19 protein-coding genes are annotated in these 23,678 nt (G+C 73.1%); 11 read left to right on the top strand and 8 right to left on the bottom strand.

Annotated elements, in window-relative coordinates:
• The first annotated feature begins 127 nt into the window (after window positions 1-127).
• Complete coding sequence (locus Sspor_RS04160) at window positions 128-1,078, top strand: aldo/keto reductase (protein ID WP_202197805.1); 951 nt, start codon at window positions 128-130, stop codon at window positions 1,076-1,078.
• Between the two features lie 11 nt (window positions 1,079-1,089).
• Here Sspor_RS04160 and Sspor_RS04155 read toward each other — a convergent pair whose 3' ends face one another.
• The 3 genes from Sspor_RS04155 to Sspor_RS04145 all read right to left on the bottom strand — a co-directional run bounded on the left by Sspor_RS04155 (window position 1,090) and on the right by Sspor_RS04145 (window position 5,610).
• Entirely contained in the window at window positions 1,090-1,827 is a 738-nt protein-coding gene (locus Sspor_RS04155) for a carbonic anhydrase (protein WP_202197804.1), read from the bottom strand.
• 187 nt (window positions 1,828-2,014) lie between these two features.
• Window positions 2,015-2,890, bottom strand: a complete 876-nt coding sequence (locus Sspor_RS04150) for an ABC transporter permease (protein ID WP_202203471.1) — start codon at window positions 2,888-2,890, stop codon at window positions 2,015-2,017.
• 5 nt (window positions 2,891-2,895) lie between these two features.
• Window positions 2,896-5,610, bottom strand: a complete 2,715-nt coding sequence (locus Sspor_RS04145) for an alpha/beta fold hydrolase (protein WP_202197803.1) — start codon at window positions 5,608-5,610, stop codon at window positions 2,896-2,898.
• Window positions 5,611-5,848: 238 nt separating this feature from the next.
• Between Sspor_RS04145 and Sspor_RS04140 the strand changes: the two genes are divergently transcribed.
• Window positions 5,849-6,811: an IS481 family transposase gene (locus Sspor_RS04140; RefSeq protein WP_202197802.1), complete on the top strand. Its 963-nt coding sequence runs from the start codon at window positions 5,849-5,851 to the stop codon at window positions 6,809-6,811.
• Here Sspor_RS04140 and Sspor_RS04135 read toward each other — a convergent pair.
• Complete coding sequence (locus Sspor_RS04135; RefSeq protein WP_202197801.1) at window positions 6,808-7,206, bottom strand: hypothetical protein; 399 nt, start codon at window positions 7,204-7,206, stop codon at window positions 6,808-6,810. The genes Sspor_RS04140 and Sspor_RS04135 overlap by 4 nt on opposite strands.
• A gap of 217 nt (window positions 7,207-7,423) precedes the next feature.
• On the opposite strand from Sspor_RS04135, the gene Sspor_RS04130 reads away from it, so the two are divergent.
• Window positions 7,424-8,956, top strand: coding sequence for an ATP-dependent DNA ligase (locus tag Sspor_RS04130; protein WP_202197800.1), 1,533 nt, complete (start codon window positions 7,424-7,426; stop codon window positions 8,954-8,956).
• Between the two features lie 231 nt (window positions 8,957-9,187).
• Here the strand turns inward: Sspor_RS04130 and Sspor_RS04125 are convergent, their stop codons facing one another.
• The gene (locus Sspor_RS04125) at window positions 9,188-10,168 is read right to left on the bottom strand and encodes a magnesium transporter CorA family protein (RefSeq protein ID WP_237403657.1); all 981 of its coding nucleotides are present in this window, start codon (window positions 10,166-10,168) and stop codon (window positions 9,188-9,190) included.
• A gap of 197 nt (window positions 10,169-10,365) precedes the next feature.
• On the opposite strand from Sspor_RS04125, the gene Sspor_RS04120 reads away from it, so the two are divergent.
• The 4 genes from Sspor_RS04120 to Sspor_RS04105 all read left to right on the top strand — a co-directional run bounded on the left by Sspor_RS04120 (window position 10,366) and on the right by Sspor_RS04105 (window position 12,893).
• Window positions 10,366-11,061 (top strand): helix-turn-helix domain-containing protein, encoded by a 696-nt coding sequence (locus Sspor_RS04120; RefSeq protein WP_237403656.1) that lies wholly within the window; start codon window positions 10,366-10,368, stop codon window positions 11,059-11,061.
• A gap of 17 nt (window positions 11,062-11,078) precedes the next feature.
• On the top strand, window positions 11,079-11,264 hold the full coding sequence (locus Sspor_RS04115; protein ID WP_237403655.1) for a DUF6126 family protein: 186 nt from the start codon (window positions 11,079-11,081) through the stop codon (window positions 11,262-11,264).
• Between the two features lie 70 nt (window positions 11,265-11,334).
• Complete coding sequence (locus Sspor_RS04110; protein WP_202197799.1) at window positions 11,335-12,417, top strand: NAD(P)H-dependent amine dehydrogenase family protein; 1,083 nt, start codon at window positions 11,335-11,337, stop codon at window positions 12,415-12,417.
• Complete coding sequence (locus Sspor_RS04105; protein ID WP_202197798.1) at window positions 12,414-12,893, top strand: carboxymuconolactone decarboxylase family protein; 480 nt, start codon at window positions 12,414-12,416, stop codon at window positions 12,891-12,893. The genes Sspor_RS04110 and Sspor_RS04105 overlap by 4 nt, the downstream gene beginning before the upstream one ends.
• Window positions 12,894-12,987: 94 nt before the next feature.
• Here Sspor_RS04105 and Sspor_RS04100 read toward each other — a convergent pair whose 3' ends face one another.
• From Sspor_RS04100 to Sspor_RS04090, 3 genes are all read right to left on the bottom strand, one after another.
• Window positions 12,988-14,628 carry a GMC oxidoreductase gene (locus tag Sspor_RS04100; RefSeq protein ID WP_202197797.1) on the bottom strand — a complete coding sequence of 547 codons (1,641 nt, stop codon included), beginning with the start codon at window positions 14,626-14,628 and terminating at the stop codon, window positions 12,988-12,990.
• A gap of 92 nt (window positions 14,629-14,720) precedes the next feature.
• Window positions 14,721-15,059, bottom strand: coding sequence for a DUF6629 family protein (locus Sspor_RS41285; protein WP_308295768.1), 339 nt, complete (start codon window positions 15,057-15,059; stop codon window positions 14,721-14,723).
• A gap of 194 nt (window positions 15,060-15,253) precedes the next feature.
• The gene (locus tag Sspor_RS04090; RefSeq protein ID WP_202197796.1) at window positions 15,254-16,735 is read right to left on the bottom strand and encodes an MFS transporter; all 1,482 of its coding nucleotides are present in this window, start codon (window positions 16,733-16,735) and stop codon (window positions 15,254-15,256) included.
• Window positions 16,736-16,899: 164 nt separating this feature from the next.
• Here Sspor_RS04090 and Sspor_RS04085 point away from each other — a divergent pair, with 164 nt between their 5' ends.
• From Sspor_RS04085 to Sspor_RS04070, 4 genes are all read left to right on the top strand, one after another.
• Window positions 16,900-20,520 carry a S8 family serine peptidase gene (locus Sspor_RS04085; protein ID WP_237403654.1) on the top strand — a complete coding sequence of 1,207 codons (3,621 nt, stop codon included), beginning with the start codon at window positions 16,900-16,902 and terminating at the stop codon, window positions 20,518-20,520.
• A 130-nt stretch (window positions 20,521-20,650) separates the two neighbouring features.
• On the top strand, window positions 20,651-21,406 hold the full coding sequence (locus Sspor_RS04080; RefSeq protein WP_202197794.1) for a serine hydrolase: 756 nt from the start codon (window positions 20,651-20,653) through the stop codon (window positions 21,404-21,406).
• Between the two features lie 49 nt (window positions 21,407-21,455).
• The gene (locus Sspor_RS04075) at window positions 21,456-21,965 is read left to right on the top strand and encodes a protein-tyrosine phosphatase family protein (protein WP_202197793.1); all 510 of its coding nucleotides are present in this window, start codon (window positions 21,456-21,458) and stop codon (window positions 21,963-21,965) included.
• Between the two features lie 90 nt (window positions 21,966-22,055).
• Window positions 22,056-23,645: a cytochrome P450 gene (locus Sspor_RS04070; protein WP_202197792.1), complete on the top strand. Its 1,590-nt coding sequence runs from the start codon at window positions 22,056-22,058 to the stop codon at window positions 23,643-23,645.
• Window positions 23,646-23,678 lie beyond the last annotated feature (33 nt).

Genomic DNA, 23,678 nt, shown 5'->3' with positions numbered 1-23,678 from the left:
GTCGCAGGCCCGCGCGTGTTGCACGTTGTTCACACCGACGCCCGGTTTCCGCTCCGGCGCCCGGGGCGGACACCTAGACTGAACGATCGGTTGATCATGTAATCGTCGAGTCGGAGGAACGAACCGAATGCGCTATCTCCCCCTGGGCAGTTCCGGACTGCAGGTCTCCGCCGTCGGGCTCGGCTGCAACAACTTCGGTGGCCGACTGGACGCCCAGGCCACCCGCGCCGTCGTCGACGCCGCCCTGGACGCGGGCATCACCCTCCTGGACACCGCCGACATCTACGGCGGCGCCGGCGGCTCCGAGGTACACCTCGGGCAGGCCCTCAAGGGCCGTCGCGACCAGGTCGTCCTCGCCACCAAGTTCGGTTACGACGGCGTGGACATGAAGTACGGGCCCGCCGCCGGCTCCCGCGGCGGCCGCGCCTACATCCGGCGGGCCGTCGAGGAGTCCCTGCGCCGCCTCGACACCGACCACATCGACCTCTTCCAGCTGCACAGCCCCGACCCGGCCACCCCGATCGCCGAGACCCTGGCCGCGCTCACCGAGCTCGTCGCCGAGGGCAAGGTCCGTTACATCGGCCACTCCAACCTCTCCGGCTGGCAGCTCGCCGAAGCCGCCCACATCGCCCGCGAGACGGGCTCGGTCCCCTTCGTGTCGGCGCAGAACGAGTGGTCGCTGCTGCAGCGGTCGGTCGAGCGCGAGCTGGTCCCGGCGGCCCTCCACTACGGCGTCGGCGTGCTCCCGTACTTCCCGCTCGCCAACGGCCTGCTGACCGGCAAGATCCGCCGGGGTGCGCCCGTACCGGCCGGATCCCGCCTCGAAGGACGCGACGCGTACCTCACCGAGGAGCGCCTCGACGTCGTCGAGGCACTGGCCGTGCTCGCCGAGAAGCACGACCGGACCGTCCTCGAACTCGCCATCGGCTGGCTCTCCGCCCAGCCCGGCTGCGCCTCCGTCATCGCCGGAGCCACCTCCCCCGAGCAGGTACGCGCCAACGCGGCCGTCGCCGACCGCCCGCTGGACGCCGAACTGCTGGCCGCGATCGACGCGATCCCGGGGGCGCTCAAGCCCTAGCGCGTGTCCGCTCAGACGGGCGCCCCCGTCAGGACGTCCACCTGGCCGGTGTCCAGCGAGTAGTAGGCGCCGACGACGGCCAGGGCGCCCTTCTTCACGAGGGGCGCCAGGTCGGAGTTGGCGCGCAGACCGTCCGCGGTGACCCGGATCTGCTGGTGGATCATGGTGTCGACCGGGTCGGCACCCGGGTTCTCGACCGTCAGCAGGTACGCCGGTCCCAGCGCCTTCACGATCGCCTGCAGGTTCCCGGGCAGGGGCGTGCCGTCCTGCAGCGACTTGTACGCGGCTTCGATGGCGCCGCAGCGCTGGTGCCCGAGTACGACGATCAGCGGGGTGCCGCCCGTCATGGGCCCGTACTCGACGGACCCGGTGACCACCGGGCCGACCGCCTGCCCGCCCGTGCGCAGGACGTACAGATCGCCGAGCCCGGTGTCGAAGACGAGCTCGGGCGCCACCCGGGAGTCGATGCAGGTGAGGACCACCCCGAACGGGTCCTGCGCCTCGGCGACGAGCTGCCGCCGCTCGGGATCCCGGTCGGGGTGGTCGAGATCCCCGCTCACCCAGCGCGCGTTGCCCTCCATCAGACGGGCGAAGGCGGCCTTCGGCGTGTCCGGCCGCGGCTCGGGCGCGGCGGTCGTCGCCCTCGGCGCGCGCGGCGAGGAGCATCCCGCGAGTGCGAAGGCCCCGGCGGCGGCCACGAGGCCGCGGGTCAGCACGGCCCTGCGGGCCGGAGATCCTGCTGTGTGCATGGGCGGTACCCCTCGGTCGTGATGACCGCGATTGTTCATCGTTCCGGGGGCGGGCGGACCGCAGCCACACGCGGGCGCGGGCGCATTGCCACGGACGGCCCACGGCCCACGGGCCCGGGGGACATCGTGTCCTGGGTCCGCGGGCCGCGGGCCGCGCGCTCTGGGGCTGTGGGCCGCCCGTGCGGGCTCAGGACACGATGTCCTTGCGGGAGAAGCCGCGGAAGGCGAGCGCGAACAGCACCAGCGCGTACGACACCGACACCACCGCCCCCTTGACCATCCCGCCCCACTCCAGCTGCGGCTGCAGGGCGTCCGCCCACGCGAACTGCCAGTGCGCCGGCAGGAACTCCCGCCACGAGCCGAGCGCCGTCACCGCGTCCAGCACATTGCCGACGATCGTCAGCCCGACCGCCCCGCCGACCGCGCCCAGCGGCGCGTCCGTCCGTGTCGACAGCCAGAACGCCAGACCCGCCGTCACGAGCTGCGAAACGAAGACGAAGGCCACCGCCAGAGCCAGCCGCGGCACCGTGTCCCCGGCCGCCAGCGCCCCGCCCGCCGGGAGCTTCAACGGCCCCCACCCGTACGCGGCCGTGCCCACCGCCAGGGCCACCACCGGCAGCAGCACCATCGCCGCCAGGCTGAACCCGAGCGCCACCACCAGCTTGCTCCACAGCAGCCGCGCCCGCGGCACCGGCGAGGCCAGCAGGTAGCGCAGCGAGGACCAGCTCGCCTCCGAGGCCACGGTGTCCCCGCAGAACAGGGCCACCGGCACCACGAGCAGGAAGCCGGCCGAGACGAAGAGACAGGTCGCGGCGAAGTTCGCACCCGAGGCCGTGGCCGTGTCGATCAGGGTGATCCGGCCGTTGCCGCCGCCCCGGCTGCCCGGCCCGCCGCCCACCGCGAACGCGATCATCAGGATGAAGGGCAGCGCCGCCAGCACCCCGCCCATCACCAGCGTCCGCCGTCGGCGCCACTGCCGCAGCGCCTCCACGCGCAGCGGCAGCGTATGGCTCGCCCGGTAGCCCGGAGCCGTTTCCGGAGCCGCCTCCCGCGCCGTCGTCACCGTACTCACGCCGCACCTCCGATCAGGGTGAGGAACGCGTCCTCCAGTCGCCGGTGCGGTCCCACTCCGCTCACCGGCACCTCCAGCCGTACGAGTTCGGCGATCAGCCCCGCGGCCGTCGCGCCTTCGAGCCGTACGAGCAGCCCGTCATCGGCGGCCACCACGGAACCCACTCCCTCCAGCGCCGCCACCTTCTCGACGCTCACCTCGTCCACCGGCTCCGCCAGGGTCACCAGCAGGGTGTCCCCGCCACCGGTGATCTCCGCGACCTCGCCCGCCGCGACCCGCTGCCCGCGGTCCATGACCACCAGGTGCGTACAGGACTGCTCCACCTCCGACAGCAGGTGGCTGGAGACGATGACCGTCCGCCCGCCCGCGGCGTAGCGGATCATCACGTCCCGCATCTCGCGGATCTGCGGCGGGTCCAGACCGTTCGTCGGCTCGTCGAGGATCAGCAGGTCCGGCATCCCGAGCATGGCCTGCGCGATCGCGAGCCGCTGGCGCATGCCCTGCGAGTACGTGCGTACCGCGCGTTCCAGCGCGTCGCCGAGTCCGGCGATCTCCAGGGCCTCCGCCATGTGCGAGTCCTCGGCCGGGCGGCCGGTGGCCTGCCAGTACAGCTCCAGATTGGCGCGGCCCGTCAGGTGCGGGAGGAATCCGGCGCCCTCCACGAAGGCGCCGACCCGGGACAGCACGGGCGCCCCGGCCCGTACCGCGTGCCCGAACACCCGGATCTCCCCGGCGTCCGGCGAGATCAGCCCCATCAGCATCCGCAGGGTGGTGGTCTTGCCGGCGCCGTTGGGCCCGAGCAGTCCCAGCACCTGCCCCTTCTCGACGCGGAAGGACAGGTCCCGCACCGCGTACCGGTCCTGCGCCTTCGCGTACCGCTTCGTCAGTCCCGTGATCTCCAGGGGTACGTCGGCCAGTGCGGCCTCCGGCCGCGGCGCGCCCGACCGCGGGCCCGCGGCTCCGGAAGCCCCCCGGCCGGTCCGCCGGATCCCGAGCAGCGCCGCGGCCAGGGCCGCGGCGCCCAGCGGCAGCCACCAGATCCAGGCGGGCATCCCGGCCGCGGCGGTCCGTACCTCCGCGGCGACGGGCACGGCCAGGGGGCCCTCCACGGCGACGGTGTAGGTGGCGGGCGCGGCCGGGCTCGCGTAGCCGAGGTCGGTCGCGGCGACCACCAGCCGAAGCCGGTGTCCGGCCGGGGCTGAGTGGTCGATCGCGGGCAGCCGCAGCCGCACGCTCGTACCCTGCTGGGCGTTCTCCACCCGCACCGGGGCGACCAGCTGGCTCGGCAGCACCTGCTGCCGGCCGTCGGGCCCCACGTCGTACACCTTGCCGAAGAGGACGGCCGAGCCGTCCGCGGCCGTCGACCTCACCTTCAGGGTGAGGGTCGGGGTGCCGGTGATCCGTACGTCCTCGGTCAGCGGCGCCGAGTCGAACCGGGCGTTCTGGCCGGGGAAGTCCAGCGAGAGCCCGGCCCCGAAGGCGGCGAGCTGCCCACCGATGCCCGGCAGCGAGGACAGCGCGGGAGGTGCGCCGCCCGCCGGATTGGCGAACGTCTGCTCCGGCCCCGTCAGGGTGAACTCCCGCGGGCCGGATTCCAGCCCGGGGTACCGGTCGCCGGTCGCGCCGCGCAGGGTGACCTCGCCGTCGGTGGAGTCGATGCCTCCGGAGCGGGTGACGCGGAACGCCGGGCCGGTGCCGGCGCCCTCGTCCCCCTTGAGGTGGCGGTCGAACCAGGAGGCCACCCGGGCCTCGACCCGGTCGGTCTCGCGCATCCCGCCGTCGTGTCCGCCGGCCGCCCAGTCGACGGAGACGGGCGCGCCGTTCGCCGCGATGGCCTTGGCCATGGCATCGGCCTGGTCCAGCGGGAAGAGGGAGTCGTCCTGGCCCTGGACGATCAGGGTCGGCACCTTGATCCGGTCGCCGACGGCCGACGGACTGCGCTGTTCCAGCAGGGCGCGGGCCTCGGGATCGGGCTTGCCCGCCACCGCGACGCGTTCGTACATGGCGCAGAGCTCGGGCTGGAACCGTCCACAGCCGGGCGCGGCCGAGGCGTCCGGCCGCTGCCGGGGCGGGGCCTGCTGCATCCCGTCGGTCGAGCCGCTGGTGAAGAAGATGCCGGACCAGAGCTTCTTGAAGACTCCGTTCGGGAAGAGGGAGTCCGCGAGGTTCCAGTAGGTGATCTGCGGGGCGATCGCGTCCACCCGCGGGTCGTGACCGGCCGCGAGCAGCGAGATCGCGCCGCCGTAGGAGGCCCCGGAGACGCCGACGCGCGGATCGCCGGGCGCGTCGAGCCGGACCTCGGGCCGGGCCGCGAGCCAGTCGATGAGCCGGGAGACGTCCTTGACCTCGTACTCGGGGTCGTTGAGGCCGATCCGGCCCTCGGAGCGGCCGAAGCCGCGCGCCGACCAGGTCAGGACGGCGTACCCGTCGCGGGCGAGGTGCTCGGCCTGCTCGCGGACATCGTCCTTGCTGCCGCCGAAACCGTGCCCGAGGAGCACGGCGGGACGTTTTTGCGCACCGTCGCCCGCCGTGAAGTAGGAGGTGTCGATCCGGGCGCCGGGCATGGACAGGACCTGGTCCCCGCGGTGCACCGCGGGCGTGTCGCCGGCCGCGGACGCGGCCGTCCACGTACCGGCACCCGCCACGACGGCGAGCGCGGCGGCGCCGGCCAGCAGGCGGTCGCGACGGCGCCGGAACATTCGCAGCTTCATACGGGAACCCTAAAGGGCCACCGCTCGGGCACCGAGCACCCGCAGGGGGAGCCGTCCCCCTTCTCAGGGACCACGCCGGGCCCCCGGGCGTACCGCACCTGCGGTACGCCCGGGGGCCGCACGGCCTAGATGTGTTGTCCCGGGACGTTGGTGACACGCGTGCTGGGTTCTTGAAATGGGTGAGGGCCTTCTGGCTCGGTGTGGATTGCGACATCTACGCCAACTTCAGGAGGCCCTCGTGGTCCACCGTAATGCGCCGCTGACCGAGACCGGGCGACTTCGTCTGGCGCGTTGTGTCGTCGATGACGGCTGGCCCGTGCGCCGGGCGGCAGAGCGTTTCCAGGTCAGCCACACCACCGCGGCCCGCTGGGCCACCCGCTACCGGCTGCTGGGCGTCGCCGGAATGAGTGACCGCTCCAGCCGGCCCCACCACCAGCCCCGCAGGACAGCAGCCGAGATCGAGACGGAAGTGCTCCGCCTCCGGCGGGAACACCGGATCGGTCCACTGCGGCTGGCAGTCCGGTGCCGTATCGCGGCCTCGACCGCCCACCGCATCCTCGTCCGCAACGGCCAGCCGCCCCTGGCGGCTCTGGACCGGGCCACCGGCGAACCCGTCCGCCGCTATGAACGCGCCCGGCCCGGCGAACTCGTCCACATCGATGTCAAGAAGCTCGGCCGGATCCCCGACGGCGGCGGCCACAGAGTCCTCGGCCGGGCCGCCGGCAGCCCGAACAAGGACCGCCGCAACGGCGCCGGATACGCCTACCTCCACACCGCCCTCGACGACCACACCCGACTCGCCTACACCGAAGACCTGCCCGACGAGACCGCCCCGACCTGCGCCGCCTTCCTCACCCGGGCCACCGCCTGGTTCGCGTCCCTGGGCATCACCGTCGAACGGGTCCTGACCGACAACGCCTGGGCCTACACCAAGCACACCTGGAGCCAGACCTGCCGCGATCTGGACATCCAGCCCCGATGGACCAGGCCCTGGCGCCCACAGACCAACGGCAAGGTCGAACGCTTCCACCGCACCCTGCTCGAAGAATGGGCCTACCAGAAGCCCTACACCTCAGACCGGCAGCGCCAGGAAGCTTTCACCGACTGGCTGCACTGGTACAACTACCACCGACCCCACACCGGCATCAGTGGCCAGACACCCGCCAGCCGCGTCACCAACCTGTCCGGACAACACATCTAGACGTTCGGCACGTGGTCGGGATTGTCCTTCTCCGCCTTGACCGGGTCCGGCTTCGGGGCCGGAGCGGGCTTCGGTGCCGGGTTCGGCTGGTGCTCGCAGTAGACCTTGCCCTGGTAGAACTTGCATCCCGGCATGTTGTCGACGTCCCGGACCTTGCCGTTGCGGTCGTGCCGGTTCTTCCTGTCGTGGTGGCCCTTGCGCTCACCACGGTGATCCTCCCGGCCCTTGTCCTGATGACCGCCGTTCTCGTATCCGGCCCGGTGGACGGTGGCCGAGGCCGTCTCCGGGGTGTGCGGAGCGGCGAAGGCCGTCCCAGGCAGCAGTACGCCTCCGGCGACGAACGCGCCCGACACGGCGACCATCGCGAAACGCTGCTTGCGGGAGGTGCGGATCATGAGAGTGCTCCAGGGGGTGGGGGTGGGGGTGGGGTGAAAGGGGCGATGAGTCGTTATGTCGCTTTTGCCCCTACGCACGAGACTGGCGGCCGATCCTCACGAGAGCGTCCTCCGACTGTCACGGGCGCGTGACAGCGCCACACGCCCGACCCACCTGCGCGGACCCACCTGCGTGGACCGACCTGCGCCAGGGGGCCGGTGGCGTCAGGATGGCCGCATGCTGCTGGCCGAAGTCGCACGCGTGTCCAAGGAGGTCGCCGAGACCTCCGCCCGGTCCCGTAAGACCGCCCTGCTCGCCGGGCTCTTCGCCGACGCGCCCCCGGAGGAGGCCGGCCTGGTCATCTCCTACCTCTCCGGGCGCCTTCCGCAGGGCCGCCCCGGCATCGGCTGGCGCACCCTCGGCCAGGAAGCCGAACCGGCGGACGCACCGACGCTGACCGTCCTCGACGTCGACACGGCGGTGGGCGAACTGGCCGCCACCCGGGGCGCCGGGTCGGTGGAGCGGCGCGGCCGCGTCCTCGCCGGCCTGCTGGGCCGGGCCACCGCGGCCGAGCAGGTGTTCCTGCGCAGCCTGCTCTCCGGCGAGGTACGCCAGGGCGCGCTGGACGCGGTGGCCCTGGAGGGCGTGGCCGCGGCCGCCGGCGTACCGGCCGCCGATCTGCGCCGGGCGGTGATGCTGGACGGCTCGCTGCCCCGGGTGGCGGCGGCCGTGCTGGCCGAGGGCGCGCAGGCGCTGTGCACGGTCACGCTGCGCGTCGGCCGGCCCGTCCAGCCGATGCTGGCGGGCACGGCGAAGTCGGTCGCCGAGGCGCTGGGCGCGCTCGGACCGTGCGCGGTGGAGGAGAAGCTGGACGGCATCCGCGTCCAGGTCCACCGGGACGGGGCCGACGTACGGGTGTACACGCGCTCCCTCGACGAGATCACCGAGCGGCTCCCGGAGGTGGCGGAGCTGGCCCGGTCGCTGCCCGGGGAGCGGTTCATCCTCGACGGGGAGGTCATCGGGCGGGCGCCGGACGGCCGGCCGGTCCCCTTCCAGGAGATCGCGAGCCGCGTCGGCTCCCGGGTCGACGTCGGGGCGGCCCGCCGCACCCTCCCGGTCGTCCCCTGCTTCTTCGACGTCCTGGCCGTCGGCGAGGACGTCCTCCTCGACCTGCCGGTGCGCGAGCGGTACGCGGCCCTCGCCGCGCTCGTACCCGAGGACGCGCGGGTCCGCCGCCTCGCCGTCGAGGACCCGGGGGAGCAGGAGGCCGAGGCCGAGGAGTTCTGGGCCGAGACCCTGCGCCGCGGGCACGAGGGGGTCGTGGTCAAGGGGCTGGACTCGGCCTACGCGGCCGGTCGGCGCGGCAGGCACTGGCTCAAGGTGAAGCCGGTGCACACCCTGGACCTGGTGGTCCTCGCCGCCGAATGGGGCCACGGGCGGCGCACCGGTCTGCTGTCGAACCTGCACCTGGGGGCGCGCACCGCCGAGGGGACGTACGCCATGCTCGGCAAGACCTTCAAGGGGCTCACCGACCAGATGCTGCGCTGGCAGACCGAGGCCCTGCGCGCGCTCGCCACCTCGGACGACGGCTTCACCGTGCGGGTGCGGCCCGAGCTGGTGGTGGAGATCGCCTACGACGGCCTGCAGCGCTCCTCGCGCTACCCGGCGGGGGTGGCCCTGCGCTTCGCCCGGGTCCTGCGCCACCGCCCGGACAAGACGGCGGCCGAGGCGGACACGGTGGCCACGGTCCTGGCGGCACACGCGGCCTAAGGCCGTGTCCGCAAAGTCCCGCCTGCCACGCGGCGTCTGGCACCGCACCTCGCTGCGTTGTCGGGCACGTCCGAGTACGTCCAGTACACGGACGGCCCTCCGCCTTGCGATGCACGGCGCCAGACGCCGCGTGGCCCGCCCTTCGGGCGGCCGGCGCTCCTGTGCGGACACGGCCTTAGGAGTGCCGGGCGGATCATGGCCCGCGCTGCGCCCTGATCCGCCGGACGCGGCCTACGCGTCGTCGGGGTCGCTGTCGTCCTCGCGCAGCATCCGCCAGAGCCGGGTGCGGTGGAGCACGTAGAGAGCCGCGAGCAGGAAGAGCACCTGCAGGCCCACGGCGAGCAGCCAGAAGACGGCACGGCTCTCCAGCTCGTCCGTCAGGTAGGCGAAGTTCATGCCGAAGAACCCGGTCAGGAAGGTCAGCGGCAGGAAGATCGTCGACACCACCGCCAGGCGGTTGATCACGCCGTTCTGGTCGCCCGACACCAGGGAGGAGTAGCTGCCGAAGGCCCGCCGGGCGGTGTCCTGGAGGGACTCGATGTCCGCGAGCACCAGATTCGCGGTGCGCCGGTACTCGTGGACGAGCTGCCAGCGCTCCTGCTGGAAGCCGCGGTTCATCACCCGGCGCGTGACGGTCTCCTCCGCCACCCGGTGGTAGGGGAGGAGGGTGTGGTGCAGGAGGGCCGCGGTACGCCGCAGCCGTGACAGGCGGTAGAGCTGCTCGGGCTCGCGCCGGCGGAACATGGCGTCCTCCAGGTCCTCCACCTCCAGCAGGGCCCGGACGGCGGCCCGTCGGTAGGTCTCCATGGCCTCGTCCAGCAGCAGGAACAGCATGGCGACGGAGTCCGCCGGGCTCTCCAGGGGGAAGCGGGCGGTGACGTCCCCGATCAGGGGGGCCGGCCCCCGGTGCACCGTGAGGAGGTACCGATCGGTCACCACGGCGTGGACGTGGATGACCCGGTCGGCGTCGACCGCGGGCACGACGAACGCGCCGCTGTCCCCGAAGATGTCCGCCCGCGCGGACTCCTCCTTGCGGCCGAGCCACGCCACCTGCTCGGCCTCCAGGCCGAGCAGGTGGGCCAGCGGGGGTTCGCCGGAAGCGCTCTCCGCGGGCAGTTCCACGTCCACGAACAGGAAGCGGGACGTGGCCAGACGCTCGCGTGCCTCCGACACCTGGCCACGGGCCAGGGTGCCCTCCGGCATGGACATCATCGAAACGATCATCGTCCCTCGCCGTGGGTCGGCCGGTGCGGTGCTTCCCAGCCTGTAGCGAGCGGGATCCCGCGCAAGCGCGGTGACGCATTCGCCCGGCAAGCCGCCCCGAACAGGTGAGAGGAGACGTCCCCACGGTTTTGCCTCAGAGGTAAGGCGGTTTGCCAGGAAGGCAAGATTCTGGCTCAATCGGGGACATGAACCCCGGTACTGCCCCCGGTCCCGGCCCCGGTCCCGAAGCCGCGGCCGACGAGCTGCCCGCCGTGGCACCACAGCTTCGCGAACTGCGCCGCCGTGCCGGACTCACCCTGGAGGCCGCCGCCGCGCGGGCCCGGCTCTCGCCCGCTCACCTGTCCCGCCTGGAGACCGGCCGCCGCCAGCCCTCGCTGCCGCTGCTGCTCGGACTCGCCCGCACCTACGGTACGACCGTCTCCGAGCTGCTCGGCGAGACCCCCGCCGTCGCGGATCCCATCGTACGGGCCGGCGGTCCGGGCGCCCGCGAGGCCGACGGCTGGACGTACTGGCAGGCAGGCGGCTCCGGGCGGGGGATGCAGGCGCTGCGCGTGCACGTGCCGCATGGCCGCAGCCAGGGCGAGCTGGTCCGCGTACATCCCGGCGAGGAGTGGCTCCACGTCCTGGAGGGTCGGCTGCGGCTGCACCTGGGCGAGGCCGAGTACCTGCTGGAGCCGGGGGACAGCGCGCACTTCGACTCGCTCACCCCGCACCGGATCGGCGCGGCCTCCGCGAGCGGGGCCGACCTGCTCTTCGTCCACACCCTGCTGCAGAGCAGCCTGGCCGGGCTCTGCCTCGGCGGCGCCGCCACGACCGGGCCCGCGCCCGCAAGGCCGGCGCCCGCGTCCACACCCACGACCATGCCCACGCACCACCAGTAAGCGGAGGAGCCGTACCCATGTCCCAAGCCGAGAAGCCCGCCACCGCGACCACGCCGGTGCCCGCGCCCACGTCCATACGGGCCCGCTTCGAGTCCAAGTTCCCGCGCGGCCTGATCATCCGGCTGATCGCCTACCTGTTCGTCGGCCACCTCTTCGCCTTCTTCGTCTACCTCCTCTTCGTCCTGGGCGGCCAGAACCAGTAACCCCCGGGGGCGGACGAGTTCAGGCCGCGCGACTCTGGCAACGTCAAGGACCTGTGGCTACCCTCCGCGCATGATTTCCACGGTTGTCTGGGGTACTGGCAACGTGGGCCGTCTGGCGATCCGTGCCGTCGAGGCCCATCCCGCGCTCCAACTCTGCGCAGTCATCGTCCACGATCCAGCCAAGGTCGGCCGCGACGCCGGTGAACTCGGGCAACTCGACCGCCCGTCGGGGGTCGAGGCCACCGACGACATCGAAGCCGTACTCGCCGCCCGCCCCCAGGCCGTGGTGTACGCCGCGTCCGGAGACATCCGGCCCGACGAGGCGCTCGCCGACATCACACGGGCCGTCCGGTCGGGCGCGGTCGTCGTGAGCCCCGCCCTGTACCCGCTCTACGATCACCGCAGCGCCCCGCCCGAGTTCCGCGACCCGGTGCTCGCCGCCGTCGCGGAGGGCGGGGGCTCGCTCTTCGCCTCCGGCGTCGACCCCGGGTGGGGCAACGACGTACTCCCGCTCCTGCTCAGCGGACTCGGCACCACCATCGACGCCATCCGCTGCCAGGAGATCTTCGACTACTCCACCTACGACCAGCCGGACTCCGTCCGCCATCTCGTCGGCATGGGCCATCCCATGGACTACGAGCCGATGATGCTCATGCCCTCCATCCCCACCATGGTGTGGGGCGGGCAGATCCGGATGATGGCCCGGGCGCTCGGGGTCGAACTCGACGAGATACGCGAGACCTCGGACCGCCGCGCGCTCGACACCACGGTGACCACCAGGACCATGGGCGCGTTCGAGGCCGGCACCCAGGGCGCCATCCGCTTCGAGGTGCAGGGAATCGTCGAGGGCGAACCCCGCATCGTCATCGAGCACGTCACCCGCATCCACGCCTCGTGCGCACCGGACTGGCCCGTGCCGCCCGACGGCGGCGACGGCGCCCACCGGGTCGTCATCGAGGGCCGCCCGCGCATCGAGGTCACCATCGAGGCCACGGACGAGGGCGAGAACCGCTCGGCGGGCGGCAACGCCACCGCCGTCGGCCGCCTCGTCGGCGCCATCGACTGGCTCGTCGAGGCGGAACCCGGACTCTACGACGCCCTCGACATCCCGCTGCGCCCCGCCATCGGCAGACTCGGAAGGAAGCAGTCATGAGGATCGACATCCCTGAAGGCCAGCACCCCATCGAGTACGTGTGGGGCGACATGGTCCCCGGCATCGGCATGGCCGCCGCGAACTTCTCCCTGTCGGTGTACGCCCACACCACCCTGGGCCTGCGCGAGTTCGAGGCGGCCCGGCTGCGCGTCGCACAGATCAACGGGTGCGTCTTCTGCCTCGACTGGCGCACCGAGCGGGAGGGGGAGAAGGTCGAGGAGGAGTTCTCCGACGCGGTCACCGAGTGGCGTACGACCGGCGCGTTCGACGAGCGCACCCGGCTGGCGGCGGAGTACGCGGAGCGGTACACCCTCGACCACCACGGGCTCGACGAGGAGTTCTGGGACCGGATGACCACGCACTACAGCCAGCTGGAGATCGTGGAGCTGACGATGAGCATCGGGTCCTGGCTGGCTTTCGGCCGGCTCAACCACGTGCTCGGCCTGGACAGCGTCTGTGTCCTGCCGGGGCACTGAGCGGCGGCGCACCGCGCGCGGAGCGCGGCGGGAAGGCAAAAGGGGCCGTTCGGTGGATCCGAACGGCCCCGGCCGCTGGGGGGAGGGCGCGGCCCTACGGGAGGTCGGTTGCGATGATCTTCTCGATGTTGCGTTCGGCGAGTGCCGTGATGGTGACGAAGGGATTCACGCTCGTGTTGCCGGGGATGAGCGCGCCGTCGATCACGTACAGGCCGGTGTAACCGTGCAGGCGACCGTAGTTGTCGGTCGCCCTGTTCAGGACCGCGCCGCCGAGCGGGTGGTAGGTGAGGGTGTCGTTCCAGATCTTGTTGCCGCCGAACAGGTCGGTCCGGTAGATCGTCCCCTCCTTCGAATTGATCTTGTCGAAGATCGTCTTGGCCATCGAGACGGACGGCTGCTTCCAGGCCGTCTGCCAGCTCAGGTCGGCCCTGCCGGTCGCCGCGTTCCAGGTGAACTCGGCACGGTTCGGGTTCTTGGTGATCGACAGGTAGAACGAGGCGTACGTCTCGATCCCGGTGGGGAGCGGCGCCACTTCGGCGAAGGCGCCCCCGGCGTCCCAGTTGTCGATGCCGGAGCAGGGGATGGTCGACTGGAGTTTGCCGGTCGGGTCCCACAGGTGGTTCGCGCGGCCGCACATGACGTTGCCGTTCTCGCCCCAGCCCTTGCCGACCTCGCCGTTGAGGTTCGGCAGTGCCCCGGTGGCCTTCAGCTTGACCAGGAGCTTGCTGGTGCCGACGCTGCCGGCCGCGAAGAACACCCGGTCCGCCGTCACGGTCTTGGTGGCCACCGTGTCGCCGGTGGTGTTGAGCTGGTCGATGGTGACCGTGTAGCCGCCCGCCGTGGCGGGGGAGACCGAGGTGACCTTGTGCAGCGGCGAGATGGCGACCCGGCCCGTGGCCTTCGCCTGGGCGAGGTACGTCTGCACCAGCGACTTCTTGCCGTGGTTGTTGCCGTAGAGGATCTCCCCGGCCAGGGCGGACTTGGTGGCGGTGCCGGCGGCCTCCTTCTTCATGTAGTCCCAGTCGTACACGTCGGGTACGAAGGTCCAGGCGAAGCCGGAGCGCTGGGCGTGCTTGCGGCCGACGCGGGAGAACTGGTAGCAGTCGGCGGTGTCGAACCAGGCAGGGTCGATCATGCCGACCCCGAGCCCCGCGTTGGCCCTCGGGTAGTAGGTGCCGTACATCTCGTCGGCGTCCACCGAGGGGAGGACGGCGGCGAAGTTCGCGCGCTTGGGCGTGACCGCCATGCCGCCGTTGACCAGCGAACCGCCGCCGACGCCGCGGCCCTGGTAGACGGTGATGCCGGCGAAGTCCTCGGCGTCCAGGATCCCGGTGTACTTGGGGACGTCCTTGTCGATCGGGAAGCCCAGGAAGTTGCTGAGCGGCGCCTTGGTCCGGGTGCGCAGCCAGAAGGACCGGTAGTCCGGGCTGGTCACCGTGGGGAAGATCTTGCCGTCCGAGCCCGGCGTGTCCCAGGACATGCCCATTTCGATCATCTGCACGTCCACGCCGGCCTGTGCCAGCCGCAGGGCCGCCACCGATCCGCCGTAGCCGGTACCGATGACCAGGGCCGCTACGCGGGCGCCGTCGGAGACCGGGCCGGGCGGGGCGGCCGCCTGCGCCGGGGTGAGGTGACCCGCCAGGGCCATGGCCCCGATAACAGAACCTGTTCTACCGAGGAATCCGCGCCGGGAGATCCCGTTGGAGGTGTTTCTGGACAGCGGTTTATCGCTCATGTGGCGTTCCTCACTCGCTGACAGAATGGGAACGAGTTCTACTGCCGCCCGCGTGTGAAGTCACTACATACGTCTAGGTAACTTCCGGTCGATCACGTGACGGGGGAAGCGGCATCCGGGCGCCGGACCCAGCCCAGGACCAGCAGCGACGCGACCGCCGCGAAGGCGCACCAGGTGGAGGCGAATTCCAGCCGCCACAGCGCTGAGCAGGCCAGCGCCCCCGCCGCCAGCACCGCGCCGAGGGTTCTCAGCCGCTTGTCGCCGCCGAGCAGCAAGGCGCCCAGAGTGGCGAAGAGATAGCCCGCCAGCACCAGCGGCGTCCACGGAACATTCACGCCGTACCCGATGCCGCGGCCCCGGATCTCGGCGGTCACCGACCGGGTCGCGAGGCAGTACGAGAGCACTCCGGCGGTGGCCGGCCCCGCGGCCACCGGCCCCCACAGGCGGCGCCGGGACCCCGGGCGCGGCCGCCAGCAGGACCCCGGCCGGCACCCAGACCGCGAGCAGCGGCAGCGCGGCGACGGGCAGGTCACGGGCCCGCCGCAGCCGCGCCAGGCACACGATGCCGGCGGCGGAGATCACCGTCCCCGCCATCAGATCGGCCGTCGCGCTCCAGCACACGGGATCAGCCGGACTCCTCACGGGGTTCGAGCGGCGGGGCCGACACCGCGCAGTACGTATGACACTGGGGGTGGCACGCCTCGGGCACGGGGGAGCGTACGGTCGCCCAGGCCAGGGCGGCACCGGCCACGAACGCCCCGGTGCACCAGAGCATGGCCCGCCCGAAAGCGGCGTCGAACTGGGTCGCCGAACGGTACGACTCCGGCCCCATTCCGGACAGCAGTGGCAGCGCCGCCACCGCGAGCAGCCCGGCGACGCGCGCCGCCGCGTTGTTGATGCCGCTGGCCAGGCCCGCCCGGCCGGGATCCACCGAGGCGAGCACCGTCGACGTCAGCGGGGCCACCAGGGCCACGAGGCCCATGCCCATGACGACCATCGCGGGCAGCACGTCCCGCACGTAGGAGGCCGCGGGTCCCACCCGCAGCATCAGCAGCGTCCCGGCCGCACACAGCAGCGGCCCCACCGTGAGCGGGACGCGCGGCCCGATCCGCTCCCCGAGCTCACCCGAGCGCGCCGACAGCAGCAGCATGAGGAGGGTCGTCGGCAGCATCGCGGCTCCGGCGGCCAGCGCCGAGTAGCCGGACACCACCTGGAGCTGGAGCACGACCAGGAAGAAGAATCCGCCGATCGCCGCGTACACGCACAGGGTGACGAGGTTGACGGCGGTGAACAGACGGGACGCGAAGATGTCCGGCGGCACCATGGGGTCGGGCCGCCGCCGCTCCACGTAGACGAAGGCGATGGCCAGCAGGACCCCGAGCACCGCGGCGACGATCACCGCGGGCGCGCCCGACCGGGCTTCGATCAGCGCGTAGGTGACCAGCCCCAGGGCGCTCGCGCCGAGTGCCGCCCCGGCCACGTCGAACCGCCCGTGCGCCTGCGGGTCCCGCGATTCCGGTACGTGCCGCAGGGCGACCGGCACGCACACCGCGGCCAGCGGCACGTTCAGCAGGAACACCCACCGCCAGCCCGGCCCGTCCACCAGCCAGCCGCCGAGGAACGGTCCCACGGCCGCGCCCACCCCGCCGAGCCCCGACCACAGGCCGATCGCCCGGCCCCGGTCCTCGGCGCGGACGGACGCCTGGATCAGGGCCAGGGAGCCGGGCGCCAGCAGTGCCCCGCCGATGCCCTGCAGGGCCCGGGCGGCGATCAGCACCCCGGCGTTCGGCGCGATGCCGCACAGCAGCGAGCCGACCGCGAACCACACCACGCCGAGCACGAAGATCCGGCGCCGCCCGAAGCGGTCGCTCAGCGACCCGCCGACCAGGATCAGCCCGGCCAGGGTCAGCAGATAGGCGTTCACCGTCCACTGGAGCACCGCCAGGTCGGCGTCGAGGTCCTCGCCGATGCGCGGCAGCGCCACGTTCACCACGGTCCCGTCCAGCATGGCCATGGTCGACCCGAGCACGGTGGTCAGCAGGATCCACCGGCCGCGTGCGGACGCGATCGGGACACCGGCTCCGGAGGGCTCGGCGGGCGCAGTCATGTCTTCAGGCTGGCCCGCGCGGCCGGTACGGGCCACCGGGGCGGCCCGGAGGACGGCCGAAAAGCCCCCCTTGTAATGAACATGACGTCTCGTTCACCATGACCCGCGCACGTCACGCGCACCCTTCCCGCACATCCCGCACACGGCGTACGAGGAGACAACACGTGGCCCAACGCGACAACCGGTCCTCACGAGCCTTACGGCCCACAAGGTCATCGAGGCCCGCAAGGTCCTTACGCACGGCGCTCGCCGCCATCACCTCGGTCCTGCTCCTGCCGGTCGGCGCGGGCGTCGCCGCGGCCGCGCAGGACCCCGGCCCCGGCGCACGGGCCACGGCCGAGCGCAAGATCGAACCCAAGCTCCGCGCCCAGCTCGACGAGTCCGCCAAGGCCGCCTTCTGGGTCTACCTCGACAGCGCCGCCGACCTCACCGCCGCGGGGAAGCAGCAGACCCGCGCCGCCAAGGCCGAAACGGTTCTGCGGATCAAGAAGGACCACGCCGCGCGCAGCCAGGCCGAAGTCGTCAAGGCCCTGCAGGGCGCAGGGGCCGAGTACACCTCGTACTGGATCGTGAACGCCGTGCGCGTCGTCGGCAGCCAGAAGCTCGCCGGCACCCTCGCACAACGCCCCGAGGTCTCCCGGATCGACGCCGACGACAAGGTCGCCCTCCCCAAGCCCACCGAGGGCAAGCGCGAGAAGGCCGTCGCCGACGCCATCGAGTGGAACATCGACCGGATCAAGGCCCCGCAGGTCTGGGACCAGCTCGGCGTACGCGGCGAGGGCATCGTCGTCGCCAACATCGACAGCGGCGTGGACTACACCCACCCGGCCGTGAACAACCAGTACCGCGGCAAGAAGGCGGACGGCACCTACGACCACGCCTACAACTGGTTCGACCCGGCGGGCGTGTGCACCACCGCGGCCCCGTGCGACAACAACGACCACGGCACCCACACCATGGGCACGATGGTCGGCGACGACGGCGGCGCCAACAAGATCGGCGTGGCCCCCGGCGCCAAGTGGATCGCGGCCAAGGGCTGCGAGTCGAACTCCTGTTCCGAGGCCTCCCTCCTCGCCTCGGGCCAGTGGATCGTCGCCCCGACCGATCTCAACGGGCAGAACCCGCGCCCCGACCTCGCCCCGCACATCGTCAACAACTCCTGGGGCGGTAGCGGCGGCGACACCTGGTACCAGCAGATCGTCGACACCTGGCGGGCCGCCGGCATCTTCCCGGCCTTCTCCAACGGGAACTCCGGCCCCAGCTGCAACACGAGCGGCTCGCCCGGCGACTACGCGAGCTCCTACAGCTCCGGCGCCTTCGACATCAACAACGCGATCGCGTCCTTCTCCTCGCGCGGCGCCGGGCCCGGCGGCATCGTCAAGCCGAACATCGCCGCCCCCGGCGTGAACGTCCGCTCCTCCGTCCCCGGCGGCGCCTACGAGGCCTTCTCCGGCACCTCGATGGCCTCACCGCACACCGCGGCCGCCGTGGCCCTGCTGTGGTCCGCCGCACCCGCCCTGGAGGGCGACGTCGCGCAGACCGAGGCGCTCCTGGACGGCACCGCCCTGGACACCGACAGCAACCAGTGCGGCGGCAGCGCCGCCGACAACAACGTCTTCGGTGAGGGCCGCCTCGACGTCCTCGCCGCCGTGAACGCCGCCCCGCGCGGCGCCATCGGCTCGCTCGGCGGCACCGTACGCTCCGGCGACCAGCCCCTCGCGGGCGTGAAGATCACCGCCCACGGTCCGATCGACCGGACGACCACCACCGCGGCCGACGGCAGCTACCGCTTCGCCTCGCTCTCGGTCGGCGACTACGCCCTGACCGCCGCCAAGTTCGGCTACGGACAGCAGACCGGCACCGCCACGGTCACCGAGAACGCCACCGCCACCGGCGACTTCACCCTCACCCAGGCGGCCTCCGGCAAGCTCACCGGCACCGTCTCCTCGGCCGCAGGCCCCGCCGCGGGCGCCTCCGTCACCATCGCGGACACCCCGGTCACCGCGACCGCCGACGCCCAGGGCCGCTTCGAGGTCACCCTGCCGCACGGCACCTACGACGTGAACGCCACCCACGCCTCCCGCTGCGTCACCGGCGGCACGGCGAAGGTCACCGTCGCCGGCGACACCACCGTCGCGGTGAACCTGCCCGAACGCACCGACGCCTACGGCTACGCCTGCGCCGCCGCGGGCGACCGCCCGTACGCCGAGGGCACCCGCCAGCTCGCGCTCACCGGCGACAACACCACCGAGCGCGTCGACCTGCCCTTCCCGCTGCCCCTGTACGGCAAGACGTACGGCCAGGCCTGGATCGGCACCAACGGCACGGTCAGCTTCGGCGGCAACAACACCGGCGACATCAACGGCGACCTCCCGAGCACGGCCACGCCCAACGCGGCCCTGTACCCGTTCTGGGACGACCTGGTCGTCGGCGCCGCGGGCAGCGGCTCCGGCGTCTTCACGGCCGTCACCGGCACCGCCCCGCACCGCAGCTACGTGATCGAATGGCGCCAGGTGTCCCACTGGTCGGCGCAGGCCGACAAGTTCTCCTTCTCGGCCACGATCGGCGAGGACGGCACCGTCTCCTACTCCTACAAGGGGACCGGCGGCACCGGGATCAAGGGCGGCTCCTCGGCCACGGTCGGTGTAGAGAACGCGGCCGGCACCGACGCCTTCGCGTACTCCTTCAACACCGCGGTCATCACGGACGGCCTCTCCATCGCCTTCCGGACCACCAAGAGCGGTGTGGTGGCGGGCCGGGTGCTCGACGCCAACGACGGCAACGGCATCGCGGGCGCCACGGTGACCGTCGGCACCGGCGGCACGGCGGTCTCCGCCACCACGGCCGCGGACGGCGGCTATGTCGTCCAGAGCCCGTCCGGCTCGCTCCCCGTCTCGCTGGCCGCACCGCAGTACGAGTCCGCCACGACGACGGTGAACGTCAAGGCCGCCGACGTCACGGCGGTCACCCAGTCCCTGCGCACCGGAAAGGTGACGGCGTCCAAGCCGTCCGTGGAGGTCGTCCTCCCGGCGAACCAGCAGCGGACCCGGACCCTGGACCTCACCAACCCGGGCCTCGGCACGGAGTTCACGGTGTCCGAGGACGCGACCTGGCTGAGCGCCACACCGGCGACCGGCACCCTCGCCACCGGAGCGAAGGTCCCGCTCACCCTTTCGGTGGACACCACCGGACTGACCCCGGGCGCGGTCCTGACCGCCGACCTGAAGATCACGTCGGCGAGCGGCCGGACCCCGGTGCTCACCGTCCCGGTCAAGGTCGTCGTCCCGCGCTACCAGGTCGGCCTGGACGCGGGATCCGGCTACACCACCACGGACGGCCTGGGCGACGCCTGGTCCCCGGACCGCAAGTACACCCCCGGCTCCTACGGGTACCAGGGCAACAGCACCGTGCAGGCCACCGGCCGCACCATCACCGGCACGGACGAGCAGCGGCTGTTCCGCAACGCCCGTGAGGGCATGTACGAGTACCGCTTCGACAACGTGCCGAACGGTACCTACACCGTGGAGCTCGGCTTCGCGGAGCTCTCCTCGGCCAAGCCGAACAAGCGCGTCTTCGACGTCCTGGCCGAGGGCACGCAGGTCCTGCCCTCCCTGGACATCTCCCTGGAGGCGGGCACGTACACGGCCCTGACCCGTACGTACACGGTCACGGTCACGGACGGAGTGCTCAACGTCCGCTTCGTCACGCACAGCGGGTTCGGCAAGCCCCTGCTGAACACCCTGCGGGTGACCGACCGCCCGGACAAGAACCAGCCCGGCCAGTAGGACACGGGGGCGGGGTGCCTGCGGGCGCCCCGCCCCTTCCCGCTGCCGCGCGGGCATTCGGGTGGCGGGAGCGCGGACTCCGCGGCGGCCTGCCGACGGGCCGCCGCCCGGCTCGTTAACGTGGGCGACCATGACCCCCCTGTGCGACCAGGCCACCGCCGTCCGGGCCCTCGTGGAGTCCGCCGACCCCGGGGCGGTGTGGGCCGTCGGCGGACCCGAGGGCCCCCGGGCGGGTTCGGACGGCGAACACCCCGCCGACGCCGCCTTCGACGTGGACGGCCTCAGCGCCGTCCTCGCGCTCTGGCCGGTCATCGGCAGCCTCGTCGACGAGGGCGCGCTGCGGCTGCACACACCGCTCGCCGCCTACGGGGACGCGGCCGCCGAGGGGACTCCCGCCGGGACCACCGCCCACCACCTCCTCACGCACCCGGCCGGGACCGCCGCCCTCGTCCATCTCACGCGACTCGTCGAGCACCTCTCCGGCAGCCCGCTCGCCGATCTCGCGGCCGCCCGGATCTGGCACCCCCTGGGCATGACCGGCACCCGCTTCGCCGACGGCACCCTCCACGCACCCCTCGCCGACCTCGTCCGCTTCCTGTGCCGTCTCCTGGATCCGGGGGACCCGGCGGGCCCGCCGGGAATCAGCCGCGCCTGGACCACCGAGTCCCTCCGGATCCGCACCGGCGAACTCACCCCCGCCCGCGGCCTGCTCTGGGACCCCGCCCCGCACGGGGTCTGGACCCACCACGCCCCGGGGCCCGGCGGTCCGGCCCTGTGGATCTCCCCACGCCACCACCGCTGGGCGGTCCTCCTGCCGACCGCCGGCCGGCCGGCGCCGCACATGGCCTTCCGTGAGGCCGCCTTCGCGCCAACTACCCCTGAATGACGGCTGGTTGTGTGAGACCCTGGGGGTCGTCCCAGGAGGTCACAGCCGTATGAGGAAGACCCGCCGAGGCGACCGGGGCGTACCCGGACCGGCTTCCCCGTGGGACGAAATCGCACCGGGCCTGTGGATGGGCGGCCACTACTGGACCGACCTGGCCGGTGAGCTGCGGCCCGTCGTCGTGGCGGACGAGTTCGACCTCGTCATCAGCCTCTTCACCCGGACCGGCCACGGCCCGGGACCACGCGCCGAGCACATCGTGGGGGAGATCCCGGACGCCGAACTCACCGCGGACCAGCTCCACACCGTGCAGCGCCTCGCCCGCGTCGCGGGACTGGCGCTCGACTCGGGCCTCACCACGCTCGTCCGCTGCCACTCGGGCTACAACAGGTCCGGCCTCGTCGTCGCCCGGTGCCTCGTCGACCGGGGACTCACCCCCGACGAGGCCGTCGCCCGGGTGCGCCGGGGCCGCTCCCCGTGGGCCCTGCACAACGAGGCCTTCACCTCCTACCTCACCGCCGGGCTGGACGTCGCGGCGCTGCTGGTCGGGCTGGACCCCTGACGCGGCCCTCGGGGCGCGGAGCGCGCAGGTGGGACGTACGGTGATGCCGTTGTCGCCGAGTGTTGTCGCTCCCGCCGCGGAGGTACACGGATGCGTACGGTCCAAGGGGCCGCCCTCGACGGGCTCCGAGCCCGGGTACGGGCCCTCGCCGCCCGGCGCCGCCCCGAGCGCGCCCGCCGGCCGGCCCGCGGTGCGGCACCGCTCGCGGACCGCGGGCCCGCCGTGCCGCGGCCGGACGCGGAAACCCCCGGCCGGCGGACGTCCGTAAAGGAATCCCCGCGGTACGGGGCTCCCGCCCCGGCCCCGGGAACCACCGCCCGCGCGGCCCTCGCCGGACTCGGCGTCCTGCTGCGCGGCCTGGCCCGGCCCCGCCCCGGCGAGGTGCGTACCTCCGCCGCCGCCCTGCGCGCGCTGCGTGCCCGCCACGGGGACGCGCCCGCCCTGGTCCGCACCCGCTCCGGGCGGACCCTCCTCGTCCTCCTCGACCCGCAGGACCTGCGCCGCTTCTACGCCGAACCCGTCAGCGTCCTCGCGACGGCCCCGCCGGACAAATGCCGGGGCCCGAACCCGGAGGAGGCCGCCGACTCCGGCTGCTCCCGCGGTGAACTCCGTGCGGAGCGGAGCCGGATCAGCGCCGAGGTGCTGGCGGCGGGACTGCCCGTGCACCCCTGCAGCGGGCCCTTCCTCGCGGCCCTGGCCGAGGAGGCCCGGCACCTGACGGCCTTCGCCGCCACGCCTGCCGCCACGCACGCCGCCGTGACCGGCACCGTGACCGGCACCGTGAGCGGGGTCGCGGCCGGCACCGCGGCCAGGATCTTCACCGCCGCCTCCACCCTCGACCTCGCCCGCGCCCGCTACGCCGTACGGCGCGCCGCCCGGCGGATCGTGCTCGGCGACGCGGCAGCCGCGGACGAGGAGCTCACCGGATGGCTCACCCAGCTGCGCGCCGAGGGCGGGAGCCCGCGCGGCGGCCGGGTGCGCGCCGCCCGCTCGGCGCACGACAAGGCCCGCGCCCGCATCGAGGAGTACGCGGCCCGGGCCGACGGCGACACGCTCGTCGGGCGGGCCGCCCGCCACGCCGACCCCACCGGAACGCTCGATCCCGTCGGCCAGGCCCAGCTGTGGCTGCTGGCCATGGACGCCGTCCCGGACACGCTGCTGCGCACCCTGCTCCTGCTCGGGGCGCACCCCGCGGAGCAGGACCTGGCCGCGGCCGAGGCGGCGGCCCAGGCCGCCGTCGGCGCGGACCGGGGCGAACTGCCCCGGCTTCGGGCCTGCGTCCGGGAGTCCCTGCGCCTGTACCCGGTGGTGCCGGACCTGATCCGCGTCACCCGCACCGAGACCGAATGGCGGGGCGTGCGCTACCCGGCCGGCACCTCGGTGCTGGTGCCCGCGGCCTTCCACCAGCGCGACCCCGAACGGGTACCGGCCGCGCACGTGTTCGTGCCCGGCCGGTGGAAGAACCCGGGCGCGGACCAGGACATCCGGATGGCGCCCTTCAGCCACGGCGGCGGCCGCTGTCCGGGCGACCAGCTCGGCCTGATGGCCACCGCCGCGCTCTGCGCCGAGGTGCTGCGGGGCCATCGCGTCGCGGGTACCCGGCCGGTGCTGGACCCGGTGGGGCCACTGCCCACGACGCTCGACCCGCAGGGCATCCGGCTCACGCTCACCCGCCGCTGAGCGCGTCCCGGCGCCCCGTTCGCGCCCGACCCG

This window comes from Streptomyces spororaveus (genome assembly GCF_016755875.1).
Lineage (GTDB): Bacteria > Actinomycetota > Actinomycetes > Streptomycetales > Streptomycetaceae > Streptomyces > Streptomyces spororaveus.
This window is presented reverse-complemented; position numbering and strand designations above follow the sequence as displayed.

Bases quoted from the DNA above. Each gene is read 5' to 3' on its own strand.
- Sspor_RS04080 (WP_202197794.1), top strand. From the start codon at position 20,651: ATGACCCCCCTGTGCGACCAGGCCACCGCCGTCCGGGCCCTCGTGGAG.
- Sspor_RS04090 (WP_202197796.1), bottom strand. From the start codon at position 16,735: ATGACTGCGCCCGCCGAGCCCTCCGGAGCCGGTGTCCCGATCGCGTCC.
- Sspor_RS04110 (WP_202197799.1), top strand. From the start codon at position 11,335: ATGATTTCCACGGTTGTCTGGGGTACTGGCAACGTGGGCCGTCTGGCG.
- Sspor_RS04160 (WP_202197805.1), top strand. From the start codon at position 128: ATGCGCTATCTCCCCCTGGGCAGTTCCGGACTGCAGGTCTCCGCCGTC.
- Sspor_RS04125 (WP_237403657.1), bottom strand. From the start codon at position 10,168: ATGATGTCCATGCCGGAGGGCACCCTGGCCCGTGGCCAGGTGTCGGAG.
- Sspor_RS04115 (WP_237403655.1), top strand. From the start codon at position 11,079: ATGTCCCAAGCCGAGAAGCCCGCCACCGCGACCACGCCGGTGCCCGCG.
- Sspor_RS04130 (WP_202197800.1), top strand. From the start codon at position 7,424: ATGCTGCTGGCCGAAGTCGCACGCGTGTCCAAGGAGGTCGCCGAGACC.
- Sspor_RS04120 (WP_237403656.1), top strand. From the start codon at position 10,366: ATGAACCCCGGTACTGCCCCCGGTCCCGGCCCCGGTCCCGAAGCCGCG.
- Sspor_RS04105 (WP_202197798.1), top strand. From the start codon at position 12,414: ATGAGGATCGACATCCCTGAAGGCCAGCACCCCATCGAGTACGTGTGG.
- Sspor_RS04145 (WP_202197803.1), bottom strand. From the start codon at position 5,610: ATGAAGCTGCGAATGTTCCGGCGCCGTCGCGACCGCCTGCTGGCCGGC.
- Sspor_RS04070 (WP_202197792.1), top strand. From the start codon at position 22,056: ATGCGTACGGTCCAAGGGGCCGCCCTCGACGGGCTCCGAGCCCGGGTA.
- Sspor_RS04100 (WP_202197797.1), bottom strand. From the start codon at position 14,628: ATGAGCGATAAACCGCTGTCCAGAAACACCTCCAACGGGATCTCCCGG.
- Sspor_RS04075 (WP_202197793.1), top strand. From the start codon at position 21,456: ATGAGGAAGACCCGCCGAGGCGACCGGGGCGTACCCGGACCGGCTTCC.
- Sspor_RS04155 (WP_202197804.1), bottom strand. From the start codon at position 1,827: ATGCACACAGCAGGATCTCCGGCCCGCAGGGCCGTGCTGACCCGCGGC.
- Sspor_RS04135 (WP_202197801.1), bottom strand. From the start codon at position 7,206: ATGATCCGCACCTCCCGCAAGCAGCGTTTCGCGATGGTCGCCGTGTCG.